The sequence below is a fragment of the Morganella morganii genome (assembly GCF_019242955.1).
Lineage (GTDB): Bacteria > Pseudomonadota > Gammaproteobacteria > Enterobacterales > Enterobacteriaceae > Morganella > Morganella sibonii.
This window is the reverse complement of record NZ_CP066129.1, coordinates 3,954,157-3,980,638: the sequence shown is the minus strand read 5'-3', so window position 1 is coordinate 3,980,638 and position 26,482 is coordinate 3,954,157. Positions and strand designations below refer to the sequence as shown.

The window sequence follows — 26,482 nt, the reverse complement described above, 5'->3', positions numbered from 1 at the left end:
ATTCATGGCTAAGAAATCTATGAAAGCGCGTGATGTAAAACGTGCAAAATTAGCTGAGAAATTCTTCGCAAAACGCGCAGAACTGAAAGCTACCATCTCCGATGTCAACGCATCAGATGACGATCGTTGGGATGCTGTTCTGAAGCTTCAATCTCTGCCACGTGATTCCAGTCCTTCCCGTCAGCGTAACCGTTGCCGCCAAACCGGGCGTCCACACGGTTTTCTGCGGAAGTTTGGCTTAAGCCGTATTAAAGTCCGTGAAGCCGCTATGCGCGGTGAAATCCCGGGCCTTAAGAAAGCTAGCTGGTAATTGTCACCATATTGAATCACGGGAGTAAAGACAGATGAGCATGCAAGATCCCATCGCGGATATGCTGACCCGTATCCGTAACGGTCAGGCCGCGAACAAAGTTGCGGTCACCATGCCTTCCTCCAAGCTGAAAGTGGCGATTGCCAACGTGCTGAAGGAAGAAGGTTATATTGAAGATTTTAAAATCGAAGGCGACATCAAGCCAGAACTGGAACTGACTCTTAAGTATTTCCAGGGTAAGGCTGTTGTAGAAAGTATCCAGCGCGTAAGCCGCCCAAGTCTGCGTATTTATAAGCGCAAAGACGAACTGCCACAAGTTATGGCAGGTCTGGGTATCGCAGTTGTTTCTACATCTAAAGGTGTAATGACTGATCGTGCAGCTCGCCAGGCTGGTCTTGGTGGCGAGATTCTCTGCTACGTAGCATAATTCGGGAGGAAAGAATGTCTCGTGTGGCAAAAGCACCCGTCGTCATTCCTGCCGGCGTAGAGGTAAAACTCAACGGTCAGGTTATTTCGATTAAGGGTAAAAACGGCGAGCTGAGCCGTAATATCCACAACGCTGTAGAAGTTAATCATGCAGACAACCAGTTAACCTTTGGTCCACGTGACGGTTATACCGACGCATGGGCACAGGCTGGTACAACTCGTGCACTGGTTAACGCTATGGTTGTTGGTGTTACCGAAGGCTTCTCTAAGAAGCTGCAACTGGTAGGTGTTGGTTATCGTGCAGCCGTTAAAGGTGATGTAGTAAACCTGTCTGTAGGTTTCTCTCACCCGGTAGAGCACAAACTGCCGGCTGGCGTTACTGCTGAATGTCCGACCCAAACTGAAATCGTACTGAAAGGTGCTGATAAGCAGGTTATTGGTCAGATCGCAGCAGACTTACGCGCCTATCGTCGCCCTGAGCCTTACAAAGGTAAAGGTATTCGCTACGCCGACGAAGTCGTGCGTATTAAAGAGGCTAAGAAGAAGTAAGGTAACACTATGGATAAGAAAGCAGCTCGTATCCGTCGTGCGACCCGCGCACGCCGCAAGCTTATGGAACTGGGTGCAACCCGCCTGGTGGTACATCGTACCCCTCGCCATATCTATGCGCAGGTTATTGCACCAAACGGTTCTGAAACGTTGGTGGCCGCTTCTACTGTTGAAAAAGCTATCAGCGAACAAGTTAAATGCACCGGAAACAAAGATGCCGCAGCTGCAGTAGGTAAAGCTATTGCTGAGCGCGCACTGGAAAAAGGAATCAAAGCAGTATCCTTTGACCGTTCTGGTTTCCAATATCATGGTCGAGTCCAGGCACTGGCAGATGCTGCCCGTGAAGCTGGCCTACAGTTCTAAGGTAGAGGTGTAAGATGGCACACATCGAAAAACAAGCTGGCGAACTGCAGGAAAAGCTGATCGCGGTAAACCGCGTATCTAAAACCGTTAAAGGTGGTCGTATCTTTAGCTTCACCGCACTGACTGTAGTGGGTGATGGCAACGGCCGCGTTGGTTTTGGTTACGGCAAAGCACGCGAAGTTCCGGCAGCAATCCAGAAAGCGATGGAGAAAGCCCGTCGCAACATGAAAACCGTTGCACTTAACAACGGCACATTATTCCACCCAGTGAAAGGCACACACACCGGTTCCCGCGTGTTTATGCAGCCTGCTCACGAAGGTACCGGTATTATTGCCGGTGGTGCAATGCGTGCTGTTCTTGAAGTTGCCGGTGTTCGTAACGTCCTGGCTAAAACTTATGGTTCCACGAACCCAATTAACGTTGTTCGTGCAACACTGGATGCTTTAGACAGCATGAAGTCTCCAGAAATGGTTGCAGCTAAGCGTGGTAAATCCGTCGAAGAAATTCTGGGGTAATGGACCATGGCTAAGACTATTAAAATTACACAAACCCGCAGCTCAATCGGCCGTCTGCCAAAACACAAGGCAACTCTGGTCGGTTTAGGTCTGCGTCATATTGGTCACACTGTAGAACGCGAAGATACACCAGCGGTTCGTGGTATGGTCAATCGTATTTCCTATATGGTTAAGGTTGAGGAGTAACAGATGCAATTAAATACTCTGTCTCCGGCAGCAGGTGCTAAACACGCACCAAAACGTGTAGGTCGTGGTATTGGTTCCGGTCTCGGTAAAACCGCAGGTCGTGGTCACAAAGGTCAGAGCTCTCGTTCTGGCGGTGGCGTACGTCGTGGGTTTGAAGGTGGCCAGATGCCTTTATATCGTCGTCTGCCAAAATTCGGCTTTACTTCCCGTAAAGCGATGGTCACTGCTGAGATCCGTTTATCTGATCTTCAGCTGATCGAAGGCGATGTTATCGATCTTAATGTATTGAAAGCCGCAAACGTTATTGGTCCACAGATTGAGTACGCGAAAGTGTTCCTGTCTGGTGAACTGACTCGTGCAGTTACTGTACGCGGCCTGCGTGTTACTAAAGGCGCTCGTGCTGTTATCGAAGCTGCTGGCGGTAAAATCGAGGAATAAGTAACAGATGGCAAAGCAACCAGGTACAGATTTCCAAAGTGCTAAAGGCGGAATAGGTGAGTTAAAGCGTCGTTTACTGTTTGTGCTCGGCGCACTGATTGTTTTCCGTATTGGCTCTTTCATTCCTATCCCTGGTATTGATGCCACTGTTCTTGCGAAATTGCTCGAGCAACAACAAGGCACCATCATTGAGATGTTTAACATGTTCTCTGGTGGTGCGTTGAGTCGTGCTTCAATCTTTGCGCTGGGTATCATGCCGTACATTTCGGCATCGATTATTATCCAGCTGCTGAGCGTGGTGAACCCGCGTCTGGCGGAGATTAAGAAAGAAGGGGAAGCTGGTCGTCGTAAGATTAGCCAGTACACCCGGTATAGTACGTTAGTCCTTGCGGTGTTCCAATCTGTTGGTATCGCGATGGGCTTACCGAATATGCCTGGTATGCAGGGTCTGGTTATTAACCCGGGCTTTGCATTCTACTTCACGGCTGTTGTGAGTTTGGTGACAGGGACTATGTTCCTGATGTGGCTGGGTGAGCAGATTACTGAACGTGGTATCGGTAACGGTATTTCGATCATTATCTTCGCCGGTATTGTCGCGGGTCTTCCGTCGGCGATTGGCCATACCATCGAGCAAGCTCGTCAAGGCGAACTGCACTTCCTCCTGTTGCTATTGGTTGCAGTCTTGGTATTTGCGGTTACTTGCTTTGTTGTCTTTATGGAGCGTGGTCAGCGTCGTATCGTCGTTAACTATGCCAAACGTCAGCAAGGCCGCCGTGTTTACGCGGCACAAAGTACACACTTACCGTTGAAAGTGAATATGGCGGGTGTAATTCCTGCGATTTTCGCTTCCAGTATTATCCTGTTCCCTGGTACAATTGCATCTTGGTTCGGTGATGGTACTGGCTGGGATTGGCTGACGACAATTTCTATGTATCTGCAGCCAGGCCAGCCGCTCTATGTGTTACTTTATGCCTCTGCAATCATATTCTTCTGTTTCTTCTATACCGCACTGGTATTTAATCCAAGAGAAACAGCAGATAACCTGAAGAAGTCCGGTGCATTTGTACCAGGAATTCGTCCGGGAGAGCAAACGGCCAAGTACATCGATAAAGTAATGACTCGTTTAACTTTAGTTGGCGCGTTATATATTACCTTTATCTGCCTAATCCCGGAGTTCATGCGTGACGCAATGAAAGTACCTTTCTACTTTGGTGGTACTTCCCTCTTAATCGTGGTTGTGGTCATCATGGACTTTATGGCTCAAGTGCAAACTCTGATGATGTCAAGTCAGTACGAGTCTGCATTGAAAAAAGCAAACCTCAAAGGTTATAACCGTTAATTCGGTTTGCTTTAGAAGTTACGGAGAGTAAAAATGAAAGTTCGTGCTTCCGTCAAGAAATTATGCCGTAACTGCAAAATCGTTAAGCGTCACGGTGTCGTGCGCGTGATTTGCAGTGCTGAGCCTAAGCATAAACAGCGCCAAGGCTAATAAAAAGCATATTTTTCTTGCAAAGTTGGATTGAGCTGGCTAAATTAGCCAGCCAATCTTTTTATAAACGTGGTTCTACTGTTTGAGTATCCTGAAAACGGGCTTTTCAGATCAGTATTACCCCAAAATTTTTAGGAGTGCATAGTGGCCCGTATAGCAGGCATTAACATTCCTGATCATAAACATGCTGTTATTGCATTAACTGCAATTTTCGGCATCGGCTTAACCCGTTCACAGGCTATCTGTAAAGCAACGGGTATTGCTGAAGATGTTAAGATCAGTGAGCTGTCTGAAGAGCAAATCGACCAACTGCGTGACGAAGTTGCTAAATACGTTGTAGAAGGTGACCTGCGCCGTGAAGTGACCCTCAGCATCAAACGTCTTATGGACATTGGTTGCTATCGTGGTTTACGCCATCGTCGTGGTCTTCCGGTACGCGGTCAGCGTACGAAGACTAACGCACGTACCCGTAAGGGTCCGCGTAAGCCGATCAAGAAATAATCGGGGAATCTTATAATGGCAAAAGCACCTGTTCGTGCACGTAAGCGTGTAAGAAAACAAGTCTCTGACGGTGTGGCTCATATCCATGCTTCTTTCAACAACACAATCGTTACCATTACTGACCGTCAGGGTAACGCATTAGGTTGGGCAACTGCCGGTGGTTCCGGTTTCCGTGGTTCTCGTAAATCAACTCCATTCGCAGCACAGGTTGCAGCAGAACGTTGCGCAGAGGCTGTGAAAGAGTACGGTATTAAGAATCTGGAAGTTATGGTTAAAGGACCTGGTCCTGGCCGTGAGTCAACCGTTCGCGCATTAAACGCGGCTGGTTTCCGCATCACTAACATTACTGATGTGACTCCGATCCCTCATAACGGTTGTCGTCCTCCGAAAAAACGTCGCGTTTAATCGCCCTCACGTTTTTTAGGATAGTTGGAGAAAGAAAATGGCTAGATATTTGGGTCCGAAGCTCAAGCTGAGCCGTCGCGAAGGAACAGACCTCTTCCTGAAGTCTGGTGTTCGCGCGATTGACACCAAGTGTAAATTAGATCAAGCACCAGGCCAGCACGGCGCCCGTAAACCGCGTCTGTCTGATTATGGTGTTCAGTTACGTGAAAAACAAAAAGTTCGTCGTATGTACGGCGTGCTGGAACGTCAGTTCCGTAACTACTATAAAGAAGCAACCCGCCTGAAAGGCAACACAGGTGAAAACCTGCTGTCCCTGCTGGAAGGTCGTTTAGACAACGTTATTTATCGTATGGGCTTTGGCGCTACCCGCGCAGAAGCACGTCAGATCGTCAGCCATAAAGCTGTCATGGTAAATGGCCGTGTTGTAAACATTGCTTCTTATCAGGTTTCCCCTAACGACGTAATCAGCATTCGTGAAAAAGCGAAAAAACAGTCTCGTATTAAGGCTGCTTTAGAGCTGGCTGAGCAGCGTGAAAAACCAACTTGGTTGGAAGTTGATGCTGCGAAAATGGAAGGTGTGTTCAAACGTATTCCTGAGCGTACTGACCTTTCTGCTGATATTAACGAGCACCTGATCGTCGAGCTTTACTCTAAGTAAGGCTTAGCACCAAAGAGAGGACACAATGCAGGGTTCTGTGACAGAGTTTCTTAAACCGCGCCTGGTTGATATCGAGCAAATCAGTTCGACGCACGCCAAGGTGACCCTTGAACCATTAGAGCGTGGCTTTGGCCATACTCTGGGTAACGCACTGCGCCGTATTCTGCTTTCGTCTATGCCGGGTTGTGCGGTAACTGAGGTTGAGATTGATGGTGTACTCCATGAGTACAGCACTAAAGAAGGTGTACAGGAAGATATCCTGGAAATTCTGCTCAACCTGAAAGGGCTGGCGGTAAAACTTCAGGGAAAAGATGAAGTCATCTTAACTCTGAATAAATCTGGCATTGGCCCTGTGACTGCAGCCGACATCATCCATGACGGTGATGTTGAAATCGTCAAGCCGGAACATGTAATTTGCCATCTCACTGACGAAGGCGCATCTATTAATATGCGCATCAAAGTTCAGCGCGGTCGTGGTTATGTTCCTGCTTCTGCCCGAATTCATTCGGAAGAAGATGAGCGCCCAATCGGTCGTTTGTTAGTAGACGCGTGCTACAGCCCAGTTGAGCGTATTGCTTACAATGTTGAAGCAGCACGTGTTGAGCAGCGTACCGATTTGGATAAATTGGTTATCGAAATGGAAACCAACGGCACGATTGATCCAGAAGAATCAATTCGTCGTGCGGCAACCATTCTGGCCGAACAACTGGAAGCTTTCGTTGACTTACGTGATGTTCGTCAGCCGGAAGTGAAAGAAGAAAAACCAGAATTCGATCCGATTTTACTGCGCCCAGTAGACGATCTCGAATTGACTGTCCGCTCTGCTAACTGTCTCAAGGCAGAAGCAATCCACTACATCGGTGATCTGGTACAGCGTACAGAAGTTGAGTTGCTCAAAACGCCTAACCTTGGTAAGAAATCTCTTACTGAAATTAAGGACGTTCTGGCATCTCGTGGCTTATCTCTGGGCATGCGTCTGGAAAATTGGCCGCCGGCAAGTATTGCTGACGAATAAGATCACAGGTTAAGGTTTTACTGAGAAGGATAAGGTCATGCGCCATCGTATGAGTGGTCGTCAATTGAACCGCAACAGCAGCCATCGCCAAGCTATGTTTCGTAACATGGCCGGTTCTTTAGTTCGTCACGAAATTATCAAGACGACTTTGCCTAAGGCAAAAGAACTGCGTCGCGTTGTTGAGCCGTTGATTACCCTGGCTAAAACGGATAGCGTTGCTAACCGTCGTTTAGCATTCGCCCGTACTCGTGATAACGAAATCGTGGCAAAACTGTTCAACGAGCTGGGACCACGTTTCGCTCAGCGTGCAGGTGGTTACACCCGCATTCTGAAATGTGGTTTCCGTGCTGGTGACAATGCTCCAATGGCTTACATTGAGCTTGTTGACCGCGCTGAGTCCCAGACTGAAGCAGCAGCAGAGTAATCTGTTACTGCGTAAAAAAACCGGGTTTTTAACCCGGTTTTTTTATTTCTGCTAATCCTGCTCTTGAAGTTATACCCTTCATCCCCATATCCCAGCCAATGACATACAACATTTTACTATTCTGATATGATGGCGTCAGGCCAGATAATGTCAGGAGGTTGCCGATGTACCGAATTGGTCAGTTAGCAAAACTTGCAGAAGTGACACCGGACACGATCCGCTTTTATGAAAAACAGGGCATGATGGATCATCAGTCCCGGACGGATGGCGGCTATCGTTTGTATACCGAACAGGATCTGCATCGTCTGCGTTTTATCCGTTATGCAAAACAATTGGGCTTTACTCTGGAAGCGATCACTGAATTGTTATCGATCAGGGTTGATCCTGAACACCATACCTGCCGCGAATCAAAGCAAATTGTCGATGATCGGCTGAAAGATGTGGAAATAAAGTTGGTTGAAATGCAGCGAATGCGGGATTCCCTGAAGATGCTGAGTGATGCCTGTTGCGGAACGGCACATGTCAGTTCACAATGCACCATTCTGGAAATCCTTGAGCAGGGAGCGACAGAGCCCTGTGGCTGTTCAAAAAAAGAGAGTAAACATAATCAATGAGGTTACTATGACGAAATATGCTCATAAGCGCGGCGTGATACAAGATAACGCCCTCGAAGCACTATTATCAGATCCGCTTTTCCGGCAGAGAGTAGAGAAAAATAAGAAAGGTAAAGGGAGTTATAACCGGAAAGAAAAACACAATAAGGCAGGTTACCGGGAGGCCAGTAGTAAGCGATTAGATAATCTTTTACTACTGGCCTTTTAGTTTATTATTTCTTTTGATCTTTTAATAAATCACGGATTTCAGTCAGTAATGTTTCTTCTGCTGATGGAGCCGGCGGCTCAGCAGGTGCTTCTGCCTGCTCACGGCGTAATTTATTCAGCATTTTGATGGCAATGAAGATAGCAAATGCGACGATGACGAAGTCAAAGACGGTCTGCAGGAATACACCATAGTTCAGTACAACAGCAGGCACATCTCCGCTGGCTTCCCGCAGCACAACGGCAAATTGCTTAAAGTCGATCCCGCCGATAAGTAAACCGAGTGGTGGCATGATGACATCAGCAACTAATGAGGACACAATTTTGCCGAATGCCGCACCGATAATGATACCGACAGCCATATCAACGACATTACCGCGCATCGCAAATTCACGAAACTCTTTTATGAAGCTCATACCTTTTTCCTTACCCAAAATGTTAACAAGTTGTCATTCTCAAGTATAAATCAATAGCATTTACTATCAAAATATTAAGTACTTATTTATAAGAAGAACGGACTTGGCTGGAAGAGCTTCTCCACCTCGGGTACGTGGCGTTTGTCAGTAATGAACAGCACAACATGGTCTCCCTGCTCAATACTGTGCTCGGCATTCGCAATAATCACCTGCTCATCTCTGACAATCGCACCAATAATAGTGCCCGGTGGCAGCTTAATATCGGCAATTTTGCGCCCGACGACTTTTGAGGTGTTTTCATCACCATGTGCAATAGCTTCAATAGCCTCAGCGACACCGCGACGCAATGAAGATACACTGACGATATCCGCTTTGCGTACATGTCCCAGTAATGCAGAAATAGTGGCCTGTTGCGGGGAGATCGCAATATCGATAACGCCGCCCTGTACCAGGTCCACATATGCGCTGCGCTGGATTAGCACCATTGCTTTTTTGGCGCCCATGCGTTTGGCGAGCATCGCAGACATAATATTTGCTTCGTCATCGTTGGTCAGGGCAATAAAGACATCAACCTGCTCAATATGCTCTTCTGCTAATAATTCCTGGTCTGATGCATCCCCGTAGAAAACAATAGTGTCATGCAGCAACTCGGCAAGATCTGTTGCCCGATTAGCGTTGTGCTCGATCAGTTTGACGTTATAGTCTTTCTCGATACGCAGGGCCAGACCGGCTCCGACGTTCCCGCCGCCGACAATCATGATCCGCTTATACGGTTTTTCCAGCCGCTGTAATTCACTCATTACCGCACGGATATGTTCGGATGCAGCGACAAAAAATACTTCATCACCGGCTTCAATGATGGTTGAACCCTGCGGACGAATCGGTCTGTCCTGGCGGAAGATAGCCACAACCCGTGTTTCAATGTGCGGCATATGCTCGCGCAGACTGGAAAGGGCGTTCCCGACCAGTGAACCGCCGTAATAGGCTTTTACGGCAACAATACTGACGCGTCCTTCGGCAAAATTCACAACCTGAAGGGCTCCGGGATACTGGATCAGCTTATAGATGCTGTCGATAACCAGCTGTTCAGGAGCGATCAGATGATCTATCGGGATCGCTTCCGGTAAAAATAATTTATCGGCCTCGCGGACATATTCGGAAGATCGGATTCGGGCGATCTTGTTTGGTGTATTGAACAACGTGTAGGCGACCTGGCAGGCGATCATATTCGTTTCATCGGAGTTGGTCACGGCAACGAGCATATCCGCATCTTCTGCCCCGGCTTCACGCAGCACCCTGGGGTGAGAGCCCGCACCGTTTATCACCCGGAGATCGAATTTATCCTGCAACTGACGTAACCGGTCCGGGTTGGTATCCACAACAGTAATATCGTTGTTTTCATCAACTAAGTTTTCTGCCAGTGTGCCGCCGACTTGTCCGGCACCAAGAATAATAATTTTCATATAAATGATCGTCCGGGTTGTTTATCAGGCAGGAAGTGCCTGTTTAACCAGTTTAGCGTAAAAAAATCCGTCTCCGCTCTGAGCATCCGGCAGCATCTGATAACCGGAGGCCGGTGTATCTGTTAACACTGCATCACGATGTAAAGACAGAAAATTATTTATCTGATGAATATTCTCTTCCGGTAATACGGAACAGGTTGCATAGACCAGGGTGCCGCCGGGCTTAAGATACGGCCAGACCGCTTCCAGAATTTCCCGCTGCAGTGCGGCCAGTTCATTAATATCATTATCACGGCGCAGCCATTTTATATCAGGATGGCGGCGGATAACGCCGGTCGCGGAGCAGGGCGCATCAAGTAAAATACGATCGAATGTCTGTGATTCAGCCCATTGTTCCGGATAACGGCCGTCACCGGTCTTAACAACAGCATTTTGCTTAAGCCGTTGTAAGTTCTCATTAACCCGGGTCAAACGCTGCTTATCCACATCGACAGCCATGACGTGAGCGCGGGGCGCTATCTCTAAAATATGGGTTGTTTTCCCGCCGGGTGCAGCACACAGATCTAAAATTGTTTCATAATTCTGCGGATCCAGCAGTAATGCGCAGCCCTGCGCAGAACTGTCCTGAACAGTAACCCAGCCCTCAGCAAATCCCGGCAGATCAGTGACGGGGCAAGGTGCTGCGAGACGCAGTGCATCCGGATATGAAGGATTATAAAAAGCGTCAATATTATTTTCTGCCAGCAGGGCCTGATATGCCTGTGCGGAGTGATGGTTACGGTTAACCCGCAGCCACATCGGCGGTTTTTCATTATTTGCAGTAATAACGGATTCCCAGTTTTCAGGGTAGGCAGCCTGAATACGGGATAACAGCCATTTCGGATGCAGCCAGCGGCTTTCATTATTAGCAAAACGTTCAGACAGAACCTGTTCCTGACGCTGGAACTGACGCAGCACACCGTTAATCAGCCCTTTCAGCTGTGGCTTTTTCAGGGTAACAGCACCATTAACAGTTTCAGACAGTGCGGCGTGTGCCGGGATACGTGTATAACGAAGCTGATAAAAACCGACCAGAATCAGATAATGCAGTACCCGCTGTTTGCCGGTCAGTGGTTTTGCCATCAGCTGCCGGCTGTACCATTCAAGCTCCGGCAGTACCCGCATCACGCCAAAGCACAATTCCTGCAACAATGCTTTGTCTTTCGGGTTGATATCCCGCTGATATTCAGGCAGAAGTGCGCTGAGTGACTGTCCCTGATCCAGGACCTGGCTGATGATACGGGCAGCAATACTGCGTAGGTTATAACTGTTTTTCATTGTGATTCCGGTATGCCGGCGAGTGATAAAGAGAAAGGGTGACCGGCATACCGAACAGGATATGCCGGTTACGAAACAAAATTACAGTAAATTGCCCGGGGTAAACCATTCTTTACGGGAATTCAGGATATCAGCAGCTGACATCGGTTTTTTACCGGCAGGCTGTAACTGTGTGATATTCAGAATACCGTCGGCAGTGGCAACCTGAATGCCGCTTTTATCCGCACGGATAACTGTTCCCGGAGTTGCGGAAGTCTGTTCCGCAATCACTGTGGCCTGCCAGACTTTCACTGGTTGCTCATCAATCACCATATAACTGATTGGCCACGGATTAAAAGCCCGGATACAGCGATCTAACTGAGCGGCAGATAAAGACCAGTCCAGCCGGGCTTCTTCTTTGCTCAGTTTCTCTGCGTAGGTAACCAGGGTGTCGTCCTGTTTTTCAGGACGAAGAGCATTCTGACAGACCAGAGACAATGTATGTAACAGTGCCTGCGGGCCGATACCGGCGAGTTTTTCATACAGTGACGCACTGGTATCTTCTGATGTGATATCACACTCAGCTTTATACAGCATATCGCCGGTATCGAGACCGGCGTCCATCTGCATAATGGTCACACCGGTTTTTGCATCACCGGCCCACAATGCACGCTGGATAGGCGCTGCACCACGCCATGCCGGTAACAGGGAACCGTGAACATTCAGACACCCGAGGCGCGGGATATCCAGCACTGCCTGCGGTAAAATCATCCCGTAGGCCACGACAATCATGATGTCTGCCTGCTGGTCACGTATCCACTGGTGATTTTCGTCTTTGCGCAGTGTGGATGGCTGGAAAACAGGAATATCGTGCTGTTGTGCCAGCTCTTTTACCGGGCCTGCGGTGATTTTTTTCCCGCGGCCGGCAGGGCGATCCGGCATGGTTAAGACGCCAACGACATTATGCTCTGACTGAATCAGGGCATCCAGGTGGCGTGCGGCAAAATCAGGCGTTCCTGCAAAGATAATACGTAGTGAATCTGACACGTTGCTTTCCTGTAAAAATAATAATGCCACAAACAATAACAGTGCCCGTGCGCTGCTGCGGTCTGTGGCAGATAAAGACTGCGGGTATTAAGACCGGGCTCTGAGTCTGTCCAGTTTTTCGACTTTCTGACGGATGCGCTGGCGTTTCAGAGCGGAAAGGTAATCGACAAATAATTTACCTTCCAGGTGATCCATTTCATGCTGGATACAAATTGCCAGCAGATCACCGGTTTCCAGCTCGAAAGGCTCGCCGTTATAGTCCAGCGCCCGGATTTTAACGTGTTCAGCACGCGGCACGAATGCCCGCTGTTCAGGAATCGATAAACAACCTTCTTCGATCCCGGCTTCTCCGGATTTTTCCAGCAGTTCAGGGTTGATCAGCACCAGGCGTTCATTCCGTTCTTCTGACACATCGATCACGATAATGCGCTGGTGGATATCAACCTGGGTGGCTGCCAGACCAATACCTTCTTCGTCGTACATGGTTTCGAACATATCATCGACAATCTTCTGAATGCCGGCATCGACTTTTTCAACCGGCTTTGCAATCGTGCGAAGCCGCTCGTCGGGATAATGTAATACGGTTAATAACGCCATAGATTTTTTCGTGTTCTATCTAAAAAATGGATGGAAATTAATGTCTATTCTAGACAGTTATCCGCCTGATTGACAGTATTGCCCGCAACGGATACGGCATTTTTATTACGGGCTCAGTCAGGATGGCGCAATGGATGAAAGGGAAATTTGGTTACGTCTGGCGTGTATCAGGCGGTTAAGTGCACATCATGCTGTCAGCGCTGCCTCTGTACTGACAGAAACCTGCACGCAGAAAAACGGTGAGATCCGTCAGCAGCTGCATCAGTGCGGACTAACACTGGTGCAGTGTCAGCAATTTATGAATGTGAATACATCCAGGCTGAAAACGGCACTGTTATGGGCTGATTCACCGGGTAACGTGATATTACCCCTGTCATCACCACACTATCCGTTTTTATTAAAGCAGATCTATTCACCCCCGCTTGTGCTTTTTGTGGCAGGGCAGATAGCCGCATTGTCTGACCCGCAGGTCAGTATGGTGGGTAGTCGTGCGGTTACGCATTATGGTGAAAAGTGGGCGGTCTGTTTTACGCGGCATCTTGTGCAGCATAATCTGGTCATCACCAGCGGTCTGGCTGCCGGGGTCGACGGGTGCTGCCATAAAGCTGCGCTGGAATCCGGCGGAAAGACTGTCGCGGTATCAGGCAGCGGGTTGTCTCATATTTATCCTGCGCAGCACAGGCAGCTGGCCGGCGGGATTACAGAAAATGGCGCACTTATCTCTGAATATTTTCCGGATGTTCCGCCGCTGGCTAAAAATTTTCCGCGCCGGAACCGGATAATCAGCGGGTTAAGCCGCCTGCTGATTGTGATTGAGGCCGGGCGGCGCAGCGGGTCATTAATTACCGCACAGTGCGCGCTTGAGCAGGGGCGGGATGTATTTACGTTACCGGCAGTACTCGGTAATCCGGCTTATGAGGGCAACCACTGGTTGTTGCAGCAGGGCGCCTATATTGCGACCGCACCGGCAGATATCACTGATCATCTCGCACTGGATATGCAGTGGCTGGCTCTGCCGCCGGTTCCGGACATGACGGAGGTGGTTGTCCCGCCGGTACAGGAAGAACTGCCGTTTGCACATGTGCTGATTAATGTGGATGATGAACCGACGCCGGCGGATGTTATTGCCGCGCGGTGTGAGCTGCCGGTCACAGAGGTGACAACACAACTGCTGCAGCTGGAGTTATCAGGTAAAATAGCCGTGGTCAGCGGGGGATATATCCGCCTGCATCACTGAACGGTATCGGCGTAAGGTAAATTATCATGTCAAAATCAACGGCGGAATGCTGTCCGGAATGCGGCGGAGAGCTGGTTATCCGCAATGGTGCCCACGGGCCTTTCTTCGGCTGTTCGGCTTATCCGGAATGTGATTATGTCCGTCCGCTGAAAGCCGGTACTGACGGACATATTATAAAAGTGCTGGACGGGCAGCTGTGTCCGCAGTGCGGCGGAACGCTGGTGTTGCGTCAGGGTCGCTATGGTATGTTTATCGGCTGCGGAAATTTTCCGGAATGTGAATATATTGCATCTATCGATTCACCGGATGAAACAACGGTTGCCTGCCCGCAGTGCCATGATGGTAAGTTACTTCAGCGTAAATCCCGGTTCGGTAAAGTATTTTATGCCTGCAACCGCTATCCGGCTTGTCAGTTTTCACTGAACAGCAAACCGGTTGCCGGTGAGTGTCAGTATTGTCACTATCCGCTGCTGGTGGAAAAAAGGACATCAACAGGCGTAAGATTAAATTGTGCGAGTAAAGCCTGCGCAAAACGACAAAAAGAACAGAATGAGAATAATGATGAATCATAATCACACCACAGCAAATTTTGACACAATCATAAAAGCACTGAATAACCATGAGGTCATCGCCTATCCGACAGAAGCCGTATTTGGTCTGGGCTGTGATCCGGATAGTGAACAGGCGGTGATGGCACTGCTGGATCTGAAACAGCGCCCGTGGGAAAAAGGGCTGATTCTGATTGCGGATAACTATGATCAGGTAAAACCGTATATTGATGATTCCCGGCTGACAGCGGAACAGCGTGAAGCGATGTTTGCCTCCTGGCCGGGCCCGGTGACCTGGGTGATCCCGGCAAAATCCACGACACCAAAATGGCTGACCGGCCGTTTTGATTCGCTGGCTGTCCGCGTGACAGATCATCCGGTGGTTAAAGCATTATGTCTGGCATACGGCAAACCGGTCGTTTCCACCAGTGCTAACCTGAGCGGGCTGGAGCCGTGCCGGACAACTGATGAGGTAAATTCTCAGTTTAACCGCCGGATTCCGGTGGTTGACGGGCTGGTCGGCGGGCGGAAAAATCCCTCAGAGATCCGCGATGCACTGACAGGGCAGTTATACCGCCAGGGCTGATAAAACACCAAAAGGACCCGGAATGAAAAAATTTGCCGTTTTTGGCCATCCTATTGCACACAGTCAGTCACCTTTTATTCATCAGGCGTTTGCCGGTCAGTTTGGTATTGAGCTGAGTTATGAACGGATTTTGTCCCCGCTTGACGGATTCAGTCGCAGTGTCTCCGGATTTTTCGCTGCGGGTGGATTGGGAGCAAATGTCACACTTCCTTTTAAAGAACAGGCATATGAACTGGCGGATGAGCTCAGTGAACGGGCACGGGTCTGTGGTGCGGTAAATACACTGTATCTGACAGAAGATAAGCGGCTGGCCGGGGATAATACCGATGGTGAAGGGCTGGTTATTGATTTGCAGCGGCTTATGTTTATCCGGCCCGGTGACCATATCCTGCTGATAGGTGCAGGCGGAGCTGCCCGCGGTGCATTGTTGTCACTATTACAGGCGGGATGTGCCGTTACCGTCACCAACCGGACATTTGGTAAAGCCCAATCTCTGGCAGAGCGGTTTACCGGTTACGGAAAAGTCAGTGCAATGCCGCTCAATGAAACCGGAACCGCCGGATTTTCACTGATTATCAATGCCACATCGTCCGGGGTGGATGGCGCGGTTCCGCAGATCCCGCCGTCATTACTGAACCCGGCTGTCGCCTGTTACGATATGTTTTACCGCACTGGTCTGACACCTTTTCTGCAACTTGCCGCAGATCACGGAGTAACCCGGTATGCTGACGGACTGGGTATGCTGGCCGGTCAGGCGGCTTTCGCATTCCGGTTATGGCATGGTGTATTGCCGGATATCGCTCCTGTACTGACAAAACTCAAAGAGAAGATGGCGTCATGAATCAATCCATTCAGTTTCCGGATCGCGAATCACGGGATGACGACCGGGAATGTATTATTTTTCCGGTGATGATCAATGGTTTTTTATCGGATTGCTGTGTCTCTGTACAATATCTGCAATCCCGTTACGGGACGGCGGGCGGGGAGGACATGCTGACTCTCTTCCGCCGGAACCGGTGGGATCTGGAGGAAGAGTTTGCAGAGTTTATTGAAAAAGGTGAGGCGGATGAACCGCCTTACCGGTTACCCTGTGACAGATAGTTATTTTTCCACATAACATAGTTATTGGCGGAATACTTCAGTCCTTCATATTCCTCCGGTTTCAGCGGACGGACGGCTTTGGCAGGACTGCCGAGATACAGGTAGCCGCTTTCCAGTCGTTTGCCCGGTGAAACCAGACTGCCCGCACCGATGATCACATCATCCTCAACCACCACACCATCCAGCAAAATTGATCCCATACCGACCAGAACACGGTTACCGATAGTGCAGCCGTGCAGCATCACTTTATGGCCAACAGTAACGTCTTCTCCGATAATCAGCGGATGACCGGCCGGATTATCAGCAGTCTGATGAGTCACATGCAAGACGGAGCCGTCCTGAATATTGGTGCGCTGACCAATCTGAATGTAATTGACATCTCCCCGGGCAACAACCAGCGGCCAGATACCGACATCATCAGCCAGACGCACATCACCGATAATGACGGAAGAGTCATCGATCATGACGTTTTGGCCGACAGAAGGGGTTAATGTCAGATAGGGGCGGAGTTTATTCACAATAATTACCTCAGAATATAAATGTATTTTGGCGATCTTAGTCAGAGAGTTTACCGGAGGCAATGCAACTTTCAGGTATAATTGCCGGAAAATACGACATGATGCTCAAAAGACAGACGGTTAATAAGAAAATTCAAAAAAAAGGTTGTGCAAAACGAAAAGCTCCCTATAATGCGCCACCACTGACACGGAACAACGCGATAACACGCGGTTCCGGCAGAAAGAGAAAAAGCGAAAAGTTGAAAAACAACGCTTGACTCGGAGGGGCTGGAAACGTAATATACGCAGCCTCGCAACAACGCAGAAGACCGGCAACGGCAGCGAATGTTGCAACTGCTCTTTAACAATTTATCAGACAATCTGTGTGGGCACTCGCAGGACATATCACAAAAAATATTATTTTTGAGAAGTCTTGAAGAGTGACCAATACAGCAGCTTAGAAATAAGCAGCAGTAAACAGTTTAATTCTTTGAGCATCAAACACTTTTAATTGAAGAGTTTGATCATGGCTCAGATTGAACGCTGGCGGCAGGCCTAACACATGCAAGTCGGGCGGTAACAGGGAGAAGCTTGCTTCTCTGCTGACGAGCGGCGGACGGGTGAGTAATGTATGGGGATCTGCCTGATGGAGGGGGATAACTACTGGAAACGGTAGCTAATACCGCATAATGTCTCCGGACCAAAGCGGGGGACCTTCGGGCCTCGCACCATCAGATGAACCCATATGGGATTAGCTAGTAGGTAAGGTAACGGCTTACCTAGGCGACGATCCCTAGCTGGTCTGAGAGGATGATCAGCCACACTGGGACTGAGACACGGCCCAGACTCCTACGGGAGGCAGCAGTGGGGAATATTGCACAATGGGCGCAAGCCTGATGCAGCCATGCCGCGTGTATGAAGAAGGCCTTCGGGTTGTAAAGTACTTTCAGTCGGGAGGAAGGTGTTAAGGTTAATAACCTTGACAATTGACGTTACCGACAGAAGAAGCACCGGCTAACTCCGTGCCAGCAGCCGCGGTAATACGGAGGGTGCAAGCGTTAATCGGAATTACTGGGCGTAAAGCGCACGCAGGCGGTTGATTGAGTCAGATGTGAAATCCCCCCGGGCTTAACCCCGGGAATTGCATCTGATACTGGTCAGCTAGAGTCTTGTAGAGGGGGGTAGAATTCCATGTGTAGCGGTGAAATGCGTAGAGATGTGGAGGAATACCGGTGGCGAAGGCGGCCCCCTGGACAAAGACTGACGCTCAGGTGCGAAAGCGTGGGGAGCAAACAGGATTAGATACCCTGGTAGTCCACGCTGTAAACGATGTCGACTTGGAGGTTGTGCCCTTGAGGCGTGGCTTCCGGAGCTAACGCGTTAAGTCGACCGCCTGGGGAGTACGGCCGCAAGGTTAAAACTCAAATGAATTGACGGGGGCCCGCACAAGCGGTGGAGCATGTGGTTTAATTCGATGCAACGCGAAGAACCTTACCTACTCTTGACATCCAGAGAACTTAGCAGAGATGCTTTGGTGCCTTTCGGGAACTCTGAGACAGGTGCTGCATGGCTGTCGTCAGCTCGTGTTGTGAAATGTCGGGTTAAGTCCCGCAACGAGCGCAACCCTTATCCTTTGTTGCCAGCGCGTGATGGCGGGAACTCAAAGGAGACTGCCGGTGATAAACCGGAGAAGGTGGGGATGACGTCAAGTCATCATGGCCCTTACGAGTAGGGCTACACACGTGCTACAATGGCGTATACAAAGGGAAGCGACCCTGCGAAGGCAAGCGGAACTCATAAAGTACGTCGTAGTCCGGATTGGAGTCTGCAACTCGACTCCATGAAGTCGGAATCGCTAGTAATCGTAAATCAGAATGCTACGGTGAATACGTTCCCGGGCCTTGTACACACCGCCCGTCACACCATGGGAGTGGGTTGCAAAAGAAGTAGGTAGCTTAACCTTCGGGAGGGCGCTTACCACTTTGTGATTCATGACTGGGGTGAAGTCGTAACAAGGTAACCGTAGGGGAACCTGCGGTTGGATCACCTCCTTACCTAGTTGATTTGGAATGTGAGTGTTCACACAGATTGTCTGATAGAAAATGAGCAGAGAGCGTCTGCGAAGCTGACTAATGTCCCCTTCGTCTAGAGGCCCAGGACACCGCCCTTTCACGGCGGTAACAGGGGTTCGAATCCCCTAGGGGACGCCAGTCTGCGCGGGTGAGTGAAAGTCATCTGCAAATAATGATTAAGCTGATTCAAGAGTCAGCTTAACAATTATGCTCTTTAACAATCCGGAACAAGCTGAAAAATTGAAACAATCAATATTATCACCGAGGTAATATTGATGAGTCTCTCAGCCGAACAACTTTGAAAGTACTCACTTTCGAGGGGAAGCGAGCTAAATAATTTCGCGAAGGCCGGCGCACAGCAAGCGGAGCATACTCAGGTATGTGAGCATTGCGAGCACCGCCCGACAAAGAAATTATGACGCGCAGCGACCCGTACAGAAAGACACTTTCGGGTTGTGAGGTTAAGCGAATAAGCGTACACGGTGGATGCCTAGGCAGTCAGAGGCGATGAAGGACGTGCTAATCTGCGATAAGCGCCGGTAAGGTGATATGAACCGTTATAACCGGCGATTTCCGAATGGGGAAACCCAGTGCAATTCGTTGCACTATCATTACCTGAATACATAGGGTAATGAAGCGAACCGGGAAGAACTGAAACATCTAAGTACCCCGAGGAAAAGAAATCAAACGAGATTCCCCCAGTAGCGGCGAGCGAACGGGGAGCAGCCCAGGACCTTAATCAGCATCAGTGTTAAGAGAACAGTCTGGAAAGGCTGGCCACAGCAGGTGATAGCCCTGTATCTGAAAGCACTGGTGTTGTGAGTCCGATGAGTAAGGCGGGACACGTGTTATCCTGTCTGAATATGGGGGGGACCATCCTCCAAGGCTAAATACTCCTGACTGACCGATAGTGAACCAGTACCGTGAGGGAAAGGCGAAAAAGAACCCCGGCGAGGGGAGTGAAAAAAGAACCTGAAACCGTGTACGTACAAGCAGTGGGAGCACCTTTATGGTGTGACTGCGTACCTTTTGTATAATGGGTCAGCGACTTATATTCTGTAGCAAGGTTAACCGAATAGGGGAGCCGCAGGGAAACCGAGTCTTAACTGGGCGTCTTAGTTGCAGGGTACAGACCCGAAACCCGGTGATCCAGCCATGGGCAGGTTGAAGGTTGGGTAACACTAACTGGAGGACCGAACCGACTAATGTTGAAAAATTAGCGGATGACTTGTGGCTGGGGGTGAAAGGCCAATCAAACCGGGAGATAGCTGGTTCTCCCCGAAAGCTATTTAGGTAGCGCCTCGTGAATTCATCTCGGGGTAGAGCACTGTTTCGGCTAGGGGGGTCATCCCGACTTACCAACCCGATGCAAACTGCGAATACCGGAGAATGTTATCACGGGAGACACACGGCGGGTGCTAACGTTCGTCGTGAAGAGGGAAACAACCCAGACCGCCGGCTAAGGTTCCCAAAGTCATAATTAAGTGGGAAACGAAGTGGGAAGGCTCAGACAGCCAGGATGTTGGCTTAGAAGCAGCCATCATTTAAAGAAAGCGTAATAGCTCACTGGTCGAGTCGGCCTGCGCGGAAGATGTAACGGGGCTAAATTATGCACCGAAGCCGCGGCAGCGATATGTAAATATTGTTGGGTAGGGGAGCGTTCTGTAAGCCTGTGAAGGTGACCTGTGAGGGTTGCTGGAGGTATCAGAAGTGCGAATGCTGACATAAGTAACGATAATGCGGGTGAAAAACCCGCACGCCGGAAGACCAAGGGTTCCTGTCCAACGTTAATCGGGGCAGGGTGAGTCGACCCCTAAGGCGAGGCTGAAAAGCGTAGTCGATGGGCAACGGGTTAATATTCCCGTACTGGTGGTAACTGCGAAGGGGGGACGGAGAAAGCTAAATCATCCGGGCGACGGTTGTCCCGGTTTAAGCGTGCAGGTGGACTGACCAGGCAAATCCGGTCGGTTGTTAACACTGAGGCGTGACGACGAGCCACTACGGTGGTGAAGTGATTGATGCTCTGCTTCCGGGAAAAGCCTCTAAGCTCCAGGTTACCATTAATCGTACCCCGAAACCGACACAGGTGGTCAGGTAGAGAATACTCAGGCGCTTGAGAGAACTCGGGTGAAGGAACCAGGCAAAATGGTGCCGTAACTTCGGGAGAAGGCACGCTGGCATTAGGTGAAGTGATTTACTCACGGAGCTGAAGCCAGCCGCAGATACCAGCTGGCTGCAACTGTTTATTAAAAACACAGCACTGTGCAAACACGAAAGTGGACGTATACGGTGTGACGCCTGCCCGGTGCCGGAAGGTTAATTGATGAGGTTAGCGCAAGCGAAGCTTCTGATCGAAGCCCCGGTAAACGGCGGCCGTAACTATAACGGTCCTAAGGTAGCGAAATTCCTTGTCGGGTAAGTTCCGACCTGCACGAATGGCGTAATGATGGCCAGGCTGTCTCCACCCGAGACTCAGTGAAATTGAACTCGCTGTGAAGATGCAGTGTACCCGCGGCAAGACGGAAAGACCCCGTGAACCTTTACTATAGCTTGACACTGAACATTGAGCCTTGATGTGTCAGGATAGGTGGGAGGCAACGAAGTGTGGACGCCAGTCTGCACGGAGCCGACCTTGAAATACCACCCTTTAACGTTTGATGTTCTAACCCAGACCCGTAATCCGGGTCGGGGACCGTGTCTGGTGGGTAGTTTGACTGGGGCGGTCTCCTCCCAAAGAGTAACGGAGGAGCACGAAGGTTGGCTAAGCATGGTCGGACATCATGCGGTTAGTGCAAAGGCATAAGCCAGCTTGACTGCGAGAGTGACGGCTCGAGCAGGTACGAAAGCAGGTCTTGGTGATCCGGTGGTTCTGAATGGAAGGGCCATCGCTCAACGGATAAAAAGGTACTCTGGGGATAACAGGCTGATACCGCCCAAGAGTTCATATCGACGGCGGTGTTTGGCACCTCGATGTCGGCTCATCACATCCTGGGGCTGAAGTAGGTCCCAAGGGTATGGCTGTTCGCCATTTAAAGTGGTACGCGAGCTGGGTTTAGAACGTCGTGAGACAGTTCGGTCCCTATCTGCCGTGGGCGCTGGAAGATTGAGAGGGGTTGCTCCTAGTACGAGAGGACCGGAGTGAACGCACCACTGGTGTACGGGTTGTGATGCCAATTGCATTGCCCGGTAGCTAAGTGCGGAAGAGATAACCGCTGAAAGCATCTAAGCGGGAAACTTGCCTCGAGATGAGTCTTCCCTGATTCCTAGAGAATCCTGAAGGAACGTTTGAGACTAAGACGTTGATAGGCTGGGTGTGTAAGTGCAGCGATGTATTGAGCTAACCAGTACTAATGAACCGAGAGGCTTAACCTGACAACACCGAAGGTGTTTTGAGTTGAGAGACGAAGAGATTTTTCAGCATAGTGAAGAGACGACAGCGTCATTCATTATGAAAGCTTGTTTTGGATTAAACGAATTTGCCTGGCGGCCGTAGCGCGGTGGTCCCACCTGACCCCATGCCGAACTCAGAAGTGAAACGCCGTAGCGCCGATGGTAGTGTGGGGTCTCCCCATGTGAGAGTAGGGAACCGCCAGGTTATTATTAAGTGAGGATGCAGAGAACTGCGTCAGTCACACAGAGATACGCGGAGCGGTAGTTCAGTTGGTTAGAATACCTGCCTGTCACGCAGGGGGTCGCGGGTTCGAGTCCCGTCCGTTCCGCCAACATTTAGGGGCGTAGTTCAATTGGTAGAGCACCGGTCTCCAAAACCGGGTGTTGGGAGTTCGAGCCTCTCCGCCCCTGCCATTTACTTGATAAGTAATAACTAAAGATCTTTATTTATTAATAGCCCGGTTCGTTATGAACTGGGTTTTTTATTATCTGAATTTTGCCTGTAAACCTTAAATCCTGCCAAATATCCTTCCTTTTAATTATTCCTGTTGTCTGATAATTACCACATTACTGCCTTTTTAAATCACCAATGACCGGCGTTACACCGGTATTACGATCAATTGCCCGATAAGTCCCTGCTGATCACTGTTTTGCAACCAGACAGCGTACAGAGGCTTTGTAATCAGGTCATTATTCACTGGCGTCAGTTCAGGATATGTTTTCTTCCAGTGTGCGGGTAAATACGCTACTGATGATGTGACTGACAGTAATTGTTTGGCCTGAAAAGCAGACGATGTGCTTAGGATCGGTGACTGGCAGCGCGCAAAAACAGCCTCATCGTGCTGCTGAAAATCCGCACTCCATTCCAGGCGGATTAAGGACGGAGGATTCTCTGTCGTCAGCGGCTGTATATTGAATAACTGAAGTGTGATTTCGCCGATAATTTCACTTTTCAGTTCATCCATTTTGGGTTGTTCAGTCGAGATAAGTAAATCAAGTTCGCGTGCATGCAGTTGCTTTACCAGGGATTGCCGGGATGCGATCCGGGTTTCCAGCCGGAGGTCTGTGTGTAACTGATATGTCCGTCCCAGCCAGGGCGTCAGACAGGATTCCCACAATGATGCTGTTGCCCCGATGGACAGCGGATTGTGTGCAGAGGCCTGATTAATTTCTTGTTTTGCCAGTTGCCAGGTATTGATCAGTGCTTCGGCGTAAGGCACTAACCGCTCACCGGCTGCTGTCAGGCGGATATTATTACGGTGTCGGGTAAAAAGATTTGCCCCGAGATTCGTCTCTAACTGCCTGATTCTGAAGCTTACTGCTGATTGTGTCAGGTATAAGGATTCAGCCGCACGCCCGAAGTGACGGGTTTTACTGACTTCCAGAAAGGTTTTCAGTAACTCTGTATCCACTGGTATCTCCAAAAAAATTTGTCGTTATGATTTAAATATTTTGTTTTACAGAATCCTAATGCTATCTAATACTCCGCGCCATAAAGAGTATGTCAGTAGAGAATTAGGAGTGTGTCAGATGGCAGAAAGCTTTATCACGACTAATCGTTTTTTTGATAATAAACATTATCCTCGTGGTTTTTCACGCCATGGTCATTTCACCATAAAAGAAGCTCAGTTACTTGAGCGCCATGGTTTTGCTTTCAACGAACTGGATATGGGTAAACGCGCCCCCCAGACGGATGAAGAAAAGCAGTTTGTTTCTGTATGCCGTGGTGAGCGTATGCCGGAAACAGCAGAAGAAAAAGTGTGGATTAAGTATCTGGAGCGCATTCGCAAACCAAAACGCTTCCACACGCTGTCCGGTGGTAAACCTCAGATCGATCCGTCGGAAGACTATACCGACACAGATGATTAATATCATCAGAAATAATAAGTTAAAAGGGGCATTCGTGCCCCTTTCGCTTTTCAGGAAACCGCCTGCTGAAGTTTATGGATAAATCTGTCCATTACACGGTAACTGAGTGCCTCCAGTATATCGTTTCGTGATACCGCCCCCTCGTCATTCCGCAGATCGGCTATCGTTCTGCTGACACGCAGTATACGGTGCCATGCACGGACAGACAGATTAAGTTGTGTCAGTGCATCCTCAAGAAAACGGGCGTCCTGTGGTGATAACGCACAGACTTCTTCCGTTTCTTTTCCTGATAACGCTGCATTCAGTTTTTCCTGTCCGTTGCGGCGGTACTGCTGCTCACGTGCGGATTGTACCCGCATTTTTACCCGGGCGTGAACCGGCGGATCTTTATCTGTCCGGCTCAGTGTTCCCGGCGGCAGCATAGGGACTTCAATGGATAAATCAAACCGATCCAGAAAAGGCCCTGATATACGGGAAAGATAACGCAGTAATTGCTGAGGACCGCTGCGGTTATGTATCCCCTGATAGTGCCCGGTCGGACTGGGATTCATTGCGGCAATGAGTTGTATCCGTGCGGGAAAGCATACTTTCGCTTTGGCTCTGGAAATGATTATTTCTCCTGATTCGAGCGGCTCACGCAGGGAATCCAGGGTTTTGCGGGAAAATTCGGGTAACTCATCAAGAAACAGAATACCGTGATGTGCCAGCGAGATTTCGCCTGGCCGCGGTATACTGCCGCCGCCGGTAAGTGCAGCAGAAGATGCGGTATGATGTGGTGCTCTGAACGGGCGCTGAGGCCATTTGTTTTGCTCTGATGAGGTTTGGGTCAGACTCTGTATTATCGCCACGTCAAGAGCCTCCTGCGCGGTCAGCGGCGGGAGTAATGTTCCCAGCCGGCTGGCCAGCATTGTTTTTCCTGTGCCGGGCGGGCCGAGCAGGAGTAAATTGTGTCCGCCGGCAGCACTGATCTCCAGAACCCGTTTGGCGTGTTGCTGGCCGGTAATATCATCAATAGTTACAGTGCCGTTATTTTCTGTTTTTTCTGTCAGATGATTGTTTTCTGCCAGTACCTGCTGATGATGAAAAAAAGCCGCAATCTGTAATAAATTATCTGCCATCAGTGCCGAACCGGAAGGTAAAATACATAATTCAGCCTCATGCTGTTTTGAAACTACCGCCTGTCTTCCTGACTGACGGGCGGCCAGTACTGCCGGTAATATTCCGCGGCAAAACCGCAGTTCTCCTGATAAGCCCAATTCCCCCGAAAACTCATAATTTTCTGTCAGTTTTGTATCTATTTGTCCCGACGCTGAGAGTATGGCAACGGCGATAGGAAGATCATAGCGGCCGCCTTCCTTGGGTAAATCTGCCGGTGCCAGGTTGATAGTGACGCGCTTTGCAGGAAATTCAAATCCGCCGTTGATCAGGGCACTGCGAACTCTGTCCCTGGACTCTTTGACTGCTGTTTCCGGTAATCCCACCAGGGTTAATCCGGGCAGTCCGGTGCTGATATGAGCTTCGACAGTGACCAGCGGCGCATCTGTTCCGATCATGGCGCGGGTATAAACAATGGCAAATGACATCAGGTCATCCTGCGGTTGTGTAAACGAATGATCATGATGCAGGCTTTTGGCATCATTTCGCTGCATAATTCTGTTTTTTACGACCTGAACTGACGAAATTTATGTCTGTTGCAAAAAGTGATGTTAATTTTGCGTGTTGTGCCGGAAAAACGACTGAGAGGGGATTAATTTCCGGATTTCAGAATAAAAAAATGCCACGCTTTTTATCGTGAGCCCGGGAAATGATCTTCAGAGGAAAAGTAAATTGTACCGGAGAATGTGCGGTTTTTTTGGCGTTATTCCGGAAGCGGTAATTTTGGCAGAAGAGGATTCCGGTATATTGATAAACGACAGTGAAATATATTAATGTGATTGGCAGTTAACTGAATTATATGGATTTTTATTCTTGCTGTTAAAAAAAAAGACAAATAGCCGTTGTCAGGAATTCGATAACATGATAACTCTAAAATAAAGAGATCAACTGAATACGGCAGACAGAAGAATTTATCCATGAATAAGATTGTCCGGGTTATCAGCCTAATTATCGTGAGCGTGGTGGTGATTATTATCCCACCGTGCGGGGCTGCACTCGGATACGAAAATGGCTGATACGAGCCAGGATCTCACGAGAACCCCGCACCGAAAGGCGCGGGGTTTTTTTTAGCCTTAAAATTATGTTTTTTCACTGAAAAAGAAAACGGCGA

The 26,482-nt window shown here is 49.4% G+C and carries 32 protein-coding genes, 3 tRNA genes and 3 rRNA genes; 30 read left to right on the top strand and 8 right to left on the bottom strand.

Annotated features, from left to right (window positions below):
- Positions 1–4 precede the first annotated feature (4 nt).
- From rpsN to JC793_RS18610, 16 genes are all read left to right on the top strand, one after another.
- Positions 5–310, top strand: coding sequence for a 30S ribosomal protein S14 (rpsN, locus tag JC793_RS18685; protein ID WP_004238619.1), 306 nt, complete (start codon positions 5–7; stop codon positions 308–310).
- Positions 311–344: 34 nt separating this feature from the next.
- On the top strand, positions 345–737 hold the full coding sequence (gene rpsH, locus JC793_RS18680) for a 30S ribosomal protein S8 (RefSeq protein WP_004242248.1): 393 nt from the start codon (positions 345–347) through the stop codon (positions 735–737).
- Positions 738–751: 14 nt separating this feature from the next.
- Entirely contained in the window at positions 752–1,285 is a 534-nt protein-coding gene (gene rplF / locus JC793_RS18675; protein ID WP_046895370.1) for a 50S ribosomal protein L6, read from the top strand.
- A gap of 9 nt (positions 1,286–1,294) precedes the next feature.
- Positions 1,295–1,648, top strand: coding sequence for a 50S ribosomal protein L18 (gene rplR / locus JC793_RS18670; RefSeq protein ID WP_046895369.1), 354 nt, complete (start codon positions 1,295–1,297; stop codon positions 1,646–1,648).
- 14 nt (positions 1,649–1,662) lie between these two features.
- Entirely contained in the window at positions 1,663–2,163 is a 501-nt protein-coding gene (gene rpsE / locus JC793_RS18665) for a 30S ribosomal protein S5 (protein ID WP_004238615.1), read from the top strand.
- Positions 2,164–2,169: 6 nt separating this feature from the next.
- Positions 2,170–2,349 carry a 50S ribosomal protein L30 gene (gene rpmD / locus JC793_RS18660; RefSeq protein ID WP_004238614.1) on the top strand — a complete coding sequence of 60 codons (180 nt, stop codon included), beginning with the start codon at positions 2,170–2,172 and terminating at the stop codon, positions 2,347–2,349.
- Between the two features lie 3 nt (positions 2,350–2,352).
- Positions 2,353–2,787 (top strand): 50S ribosomal protein L15, encoded by a 435-nt coding sequence (rplO, locus tag JC793_RS18655; RefSeq protein ID WP_004242249.1) that lies wholly within the window; start codon positions 2,353–2,355, stop codon positions 2,785–2,787.
- 7 nt (positions 2,788–2,794) lie between these two features.
- Positions 2,795–4,126, top strand: a complete 1,332-nt coding sequence (secY, locus tag JC793_RS18650; protein ID WP_004238612.1) for a preprotein translocase subunit SecY — start codon at positions 2,795–2,797, stop codon at positions 4,124–4,126.
- Positions 4,127–4,159: 33 nt separating this feature from the next.
- Entirely contained in the window at positions 4,160–4,276 is a 117-nt protein-coding gene (rpmJ, locus tag JC793_RS18645; RefSeq protein WP_015422332.1) for a 50S ribosomal protein L36, read from the top strand.
- A 144-nt stretch (positions 4,277–4,420) separates the two neighbouring features.
- Entirely contained in the window at positions 4,421–4,777 is a 357-nt protein-coding gene (rpsM, locus tag JC793_RS18640; RefSeq protein ID WP_004242250.1) for a 30S ribosomal protein S13, read from the top strand.
- Positions 4,778–4,792: 15 nt separating this feature from the next.
- Entirely contained in the window at positions 4,793–5,182 is a 390-nt protein-coding gene (gene rpsK, locus JC793_RS18635; protein ID WP_003863312.1) for a 30S ribosomal protein S11, read from the top strand.
- A gap of 37 nt (positions 5,183–5,219) precedes the next feature.
- Complete coding sequence (gene rpsD / locus JC793_RS18630; protein ID WP_015422331.1) at positions 5,220–5,840, top strand: 30S ribosomal protein S4; 621 nt, start codon at positions 5,220–5,222, stop codon at positions 5,838–5,840.
- Positions 5,841–5,865: 25 nt separating this feature from the next.
- The gene (locus JC793_RS18625; protein ID WP_004238609.1) at positions 5,866–6,855 is read left to right on the top strand and encodes a DNA-directed RNA polymerase subunit alpha; all 990 of its coding nucleotides are present in this window, start codon (positions 5,866–5,868) and stop codon (positions 6,853–6,855) included.
- A 37-nt stretch (positions 6,856–6,892) separates the two neighbouring features.
- Positions 6,893–7,279 (top strand): 50S ribosomal protein L17, encoded by a 387-nt coding sequence (rplQ, locus tag JC793_RS18620; RefSeq protein ID WP_015422330.1) that lies wholly within the window; start codon positions 6,893–6,895, stop codon positions 7,277–7,279.
- Between the two features lie 164 nt (positions 7,280–7,443).
- A complete protein-coding gene (zntR, locus tag JC793_RS18615) occupies positions 7,444–7,893 on the top strand; it encodes a Zn(2+)-responsive transcriptional regulator (protein ID WP_046895368.1) in 450 nt (149 codons plus the stop codon).
- Positions 7,894–7,900: 7 nt separating this feature from the next.
- The gene (locus JC793_RS18610; protein ID WP_025154662.1) at positions 7,901–8,101 is read left to right on the top strand and encodes an alternative ribosome-rescue factor A; all 201 of its coding nucleotides are present in this window, start codon (positions 7,901–7,903) and stop codon (positions 8,099–8,101) included.
- A gap of 4 nt (positions 8,102–8,105) precedes the next feature.
- Here JC793_RS18610 and mscL read toward each other — a convergent pair whose 3' ends face one another.
- From mscL to def, 5 genes are all read right to left on the bottom strand, one after another.
- Positions 8,106–8,513: a large-conductance mechanosensitive channel protein MscL gene (gene mscL, locus JC793_RS18605; RefSeq protein WP_046895367.1), complete on the bottom strand. Its 408-nt coding sequence runs from the start codon at positions 8,511–8,513 to the stop codon at positions 8,106–8,108.
- Between the two features lie 86 nt (positions 8,514–8,599).
- Positions 8,600–9,976: a Trk system potassium transporter TrkA gene (trkA, locus tag JC793_RS18600; protein WP_046895366.1), complete on the bottom strand. Its 1,377-nt coding sequence runs from the start codon at positions 9,974–9,976 to the stop codon at positions 8,600–8,602.
- 24 nt (positions 9,977–10,000) lie between these two features.
- Complete coding sequence (gene rsmB, locus JC793_RS18595; RefSeq protein ID WP_218426995.1) at positions 10,001–11,293, bottom strand: 16S rRNA (cytosine(967)-C(5))-methyltransferase RsmB; 1,293 nt, start codon at positions 11,291–11,293, stop codon at positions 10,001–10,003.
- Between the two features lie 81 nt (positions 11,294–11,374).
- Positions 11,375–12,319, bottom strand: coding sequence for a methionyl-tRNA formyltransferase (gene fmt, locus JC793_RS18590; protein ID WP_218426993.1), 945 nt, complete (start codon positions 12,317–12,319; stop codon positions 11,375–11,377).
- An 87-nt stretch (positions 12,320–12,406) separates the two neighbouring features.
- On the bottom strand, positions 12,407–12,916 hold the full coding sequence (gene def / locus JC793_RS18585; protein ID WP_046895363.1) for a peptide deformylase: 510 nt from the start codon (positions 12,914–12,916) through the stop codon (positions 12,407–12,409).
- A 130-nt stretch (positions 12,917–13,046) separates the two neighbouring features.
- On the opposite strand from def, the gene dprA reads away from it, so the two are divergent.
- From dprA to JC793_RS18560, 5 genes are read left to right on the top strand one after another with little or no spacing between them, the layout of a single operon-like run.
- Positions 13,047–14,153, top strand: a complete 1,107-nt coding sequence (gene dprA, locus JC793_RS18580; protein WP_166708815.1) for a DNA-processing protein DprA — start codon at positions 13,047–13,049, stop codon at positions 14,151–14,153.
- Between the two features lie 26 nt (positions 14,154–14,179).
- Positions 14,180–14,725, top strand: a complete 546-nt coding sequence (locus JC793_RS18575; RefSeq protein WP_046895407.1) for a DNA topoisomerase family protein — start codon at positions 14,180–14,182, stop codon at positions 14,723–14,725.
- A complete protein-coding gene (gene tsaC, locus JC793_RS18570) occupies positions 14,715–15,287 on the top strand; it encodes an L-threonylcarbamoyladenylate synthase type 1 TsaC (protein WP_218428502.1) in 573 nt (190 codons plus the stop codon). Before JC793_RS18575 ends, tsaC begins: the two co-directional genes overlap by 11 nt.
- Positions 15,288–15,309: 22 nt before the next feature.
- Entirely contained in the window at positions 15,310–16,128 is an 819-nt protein-coding gene (gene aroE / locus JC793_RS18565) for a shikimate dehydrogenase (protein WP_218426991.1), read from the top strand.
- Positions 16,125–16,388 (top strand): DUF1488 family protein, encoded by a 264-nt coding sequence (locus JC793_RS18560; RefSeq protein WP_218426989.1) that lies wholly within the window; start codon positions 16,125–16,127, stop codon positions 16,386–16,388. Before aroE ends, JC793_RS18560 begins: the two co-directional genes overlap by 4 nt.
- Here JC793_RS18560 and JC793_RS18555 read toward each other — a convergent pair.
- A complete protein-coding gene (locus JC793_RS18555) occupies positions 16,364–16,909 on the bottom strand; it encodes a gamma carbonic anhydrase family protein (RefSeq protein WP_218428500.1) in 546 nt (181 codons plus the stop codon). The two genes, JC793_RS18560 and JC793_RS18555, sit on opposite strands and share 25 nt — an antisense overlap.
- Before the next feature lie 59 nt (positions 16,910–16,968).
- Between JC793_RS18555 and JC793_RS18550 the strand changes: the two genes are divergently transcribed.
- From JC793_RS18550 to JC793_RS18520, 7 genes are all read left to right on the top strand, one after another.
- Positions 16,969–17,163 carry a hypothetical protein gene (locus JC793_RS18550; RefSeq protein ID WP_025154650.1) on the top strand — a complete coding sequence of 65 codons (195 nt, stop codon included), beginning with the start codon at positions 16,969–16,971 and terminating at the stop codon, positions 17,161–17,163.
- Positions 17,164–17,393: 230 nt separating this feature from the next.
- A 16S ribosomal RNA gene (locus JC793_RS18545) occupies positions 17,394–18,939 on the top strand.
- An 80-nt stretch (positions 18,940–19,019) separates the two neighbouring features.
- A tRNA-Glu gene (locus tag JC793_RS18540) sits at positions 19,020–19,095 on the top strand.
- Positions 19,096–19,416: 321 nt separating this feature from the next.
- A 23S ribosomal RNA gene (locus JC793_RS18535) occupies positions 19,417–22,329 on the top strand.
- Positions 22,330–22,436: 107 nt separating this feature from the next.
- Positions 22,437–22,552: ribosomal RNA gene (gene rrf, locus JC793_RS18530) — 5S ribosomal RNA — on the top strand.
- The 16S, 23S and 5S rRNA genes sit together here with 3 tRNA genes alongside, the layout of an rRNA operon.
- 50 nt (positions 22,553–22,602) lie before the next feature.
- Positions 22,603–22,679, top strand: a tRNA-Asp gene (locus JC793_RS18525).
- Between the two features lie 6 nt (positions 22,680–22,685).
- Positions 22,686–22,761: transfer RNA gene (locus tag JC793_RS18520), tRNA-Trp, on the top strand.
- Between the two features lie 185 nt (positions 22,762–22,946).
- Here the strand turns inward: JC793_RS18520 and hdfR are convergent.
- On the bottom strand, positions 22,947–23,759 hold the full coding sequence (hdfR, locus tag JC793_RS18515; RefSeq protein WP_112549635.1) for an HTH-type transcriptional regulator HdfR: 813 nt from the start codon (positions 23,757–23,759) through the stop codon (positions 22,947–22,949).
- A 118-nt stretch (positions 23,760–23,877) separates the two neighbouring features.
- On the opposite strand from hdfR, the gene JC793_RS18510 reads away from it, so the two are divergent.
- Entirely contained in the window at positions 23,878–24,216 is a 339-nt protein-coding gene (locus tag JC793_RS18510; RefSeq protein WP_004234373.1) for a MaoP family protein, read from the top strand.
- A 50-nt stretch (positions 24,217–24,266) separates the two neighbouring features.
- Here JC793_RS18510 and JC793_RS18505 read toward each other — a convergent pair whose 3' ends face one another.
- Positions 24,267–25,799 carry a YifB family Mg chelatase-like AAA ATPase gene (locus tag JC793_RS18505; protein WP_218428499.1) on the bottom strand — a complete coding sequence of 511 codons (1,533 nt, stop codon included), beginning with the start codon at positions 25,797–25,799 and terminating at the stop codon, positions 24,267–24,269.
- 489 nt (positions 25,800–26,288) lie between these two features.
- On the opposite strand from JC793_RS18505, the gene ilvL reads away from it, so the two are divergent.
- Positions 26,289–26,387 carry an ilv operon leader peptide gene (gene ilvL, locus JC793_RS18500; RefSeq protein ID WP_079549161.1) on the top strand — a complete coding sequence of 33 codons (99 nt, stop codon included), beginning with the start codon at positions 26,289–26,291 and terminating at the stop codon, positions 26,385–26,387.
- The last annotated feature ends 95 nt before the right edge of the window (positions 26,388–26,482 follow it).

Excerpts from the sequence above, each read along its gene's own strand:
- JC793_RS18560 (WP_218426989.1), top strand. The coding sequence starts at position 16,125 with ATGAATCAATCCATTCAGTTTCCGGATCGCGAATCACGGGATGACGAC.
- secY (WP_004238612.1), top strand. The coding sequence starts at position 2,795 with ATGGCAAAGCAACCAGGTACAGATTTCCAAAGTGCTAAAGGCGGAATA.
- rplQ (WP_015422330.1), top strand. The coding sequence starts at position 6,893 with ATGCGCCATCGTATGAGTGGTCGTCAATTGAACCGCAACAGCAGCCAT.
- rpsK (WP_003863312.1), top strand. The coding sequence starts at position 4,793 with ATGGCAAAAGCACCTGTTCGTGCACGTAAGCGTGTAAGAAAACAAGTC.
- rpmJ (WP_015422332.1), top strand. The coding sequence starts at position 4,160 with ATGAAAGTTCGTGCTTCCGTCAAGAAATTATGCCGTAACTGCAAAATC.
- rsmB (WP_218426995.1), bottom strand. The coding sequence starts at position 11,293 with ATGAAAAACAGTTATAACCTACGCAGTATTGCTGCCCGTATCATCAGC.
- rpsH (WP_004242248.1), top strand. The coding sequence starts at position 345 with ATGAGCATGCAAGATCCCATCGCGGATATGCTGACCCGTATCCGTAAC.
- ilvL (WP_079549161.1), top strand. The coding sequence starts at position 26,289 with ATGAATAAGATTGTCCGGGTTATCAGCCTAATTATCGTGAGCGTGGTG.
- rpsE (WP_004238615.1), top strand. The coding sequence starts at position 1,663 with ATGGCACACATCGAAAAACAAGCTGGCGAACTGCAGGAAAAGCTGATC.
- JC793_RS18505 (WP_218428499.1), bottom strand. The coding sequence starts at position 25,799 with ATGTCATTTGCCATTGTTTATACCCGCGCCATGATCGGAACAGATGCG.
- JC793_RS18575 (WP_046895407.1), top strand. The coding sequence starts at position 14,180 with ATGTCAAAATCAACGGCGGAATGCTGTCCGGAATGCGGCGGAGAGCTG.
- tsaC (WP_218428502.1), top strand. The coding sequence starts at position 14,715 with ATGAATCATAATCACACCACAGCAAATTTTGACACAATCATAAAAGCA.
- rpmD (WP_004238614.1), top strand. The coding sequence starts at position 2,170 with ATGGCTAAGACTATTAAAATTACACAAACCCGCAGCTCAATCGGCCGT.
- JC793_RS18610 (WP_025154662.1), top strand. The coding sequence starts at position 7,901 with ATGACGAAATATGCTCATAAGCGCGGCGTGATACAAGATAACGCCCTC.
- rplF (WP_046895370.1), top strand. The coding sequence starts at position 752 with ATGTCTCGTGTGGCAAAAGCACCCGTCGTCATTCCTGCCGGCGTAGAG.
- def (WP_046895363.1), bottom strand. The coding sequence starts at position 12,916 with ATGGCGTTATTAACCGTATTACATTATCCCGACGAGCGGCTTCGCACG.
- rplR (WP_046895369.1), top strand. The coding sequence starts at position 1,295 with ATGGATAAGAAAGCAGCTCGTATCCGTCGTGCGACCCGCGCACGCCGC.
- JC793_RS18510 (WP_004234373.1), top strand. The coding sequence starts at position 23,878 with ATGGCAGAAAGCTTTATCACGACTAATCGTTTTTTTGATAATAAACAT.
- rpsN (WP_004238619.1), top strand. The coding sequence starts at position 5 with ATGGCTAAGAAATCTATGAAAGCGCGTGATGTAAAACGTGCAAAATTA.
- trkA (WP_046895366.1), bottom strand. The coding sequence starts at position 9,976 with ATGAAAATTATTATTCTTGGTGCCGGACAAGTCGGCGGCACACTGGCA.
- mscL (WP_046895367.1), bottom strand. The coding sequence starts at position 8,513 with ATGAGCTTCATAAAAGAGTTTCGTGAATTTGCGATGCGCGGTAATGTC.
- JC793_RS18550 (WP_025154650.1), top strand. The coding sequence starts at position 16,969 with ATGCAACTTTCAGGTATAATTGCCGGAAAATACGACATGATGCTCAAA.
- rpsD (WP_015422331.1), top strand. The coding sequence starts at position 5,220 with ATGGCTAGATATTTGGGTCCGAAGCTCAAGCTGAGCCGTCGCGAAGGA.
- aroE (WP_218426991.1), top strand. The coding sequence starts at position 15,310 with ATGAAAAAATTTGCCGTTTTTGGCCATCCTATTGCACACAGTCAGTCA.
- zntR (WP_046895368.1), top strand. The coding sequence starts at position 7,444 with ATGTACCGAATTGGTCAGTTAGCAAAACTTGCAGAAGTGACACCGGAC.
- rplO (WP_004242249.1), top strand. The coding sequence starts at position 2,353 with ATGCAATTAAATACTCTGTCTCCGGCAGCAGGTGCTAAACACGCACCA.
- JC793_RS18625 (WP_004238609.1), top strand. The coding sequence starts at position 5,866 with ATGCAGGGTTCTGTGACAGAGTTTCTTAAACCGCGCCTGGTTGATATC.
- dprA (WP_166708815.1), top strand. The coding sequence starts at position 13,047 with ATGGATGAAAGGGAAATTTGGTTACGTCTGGCGTGTATCAGGCGGTTA.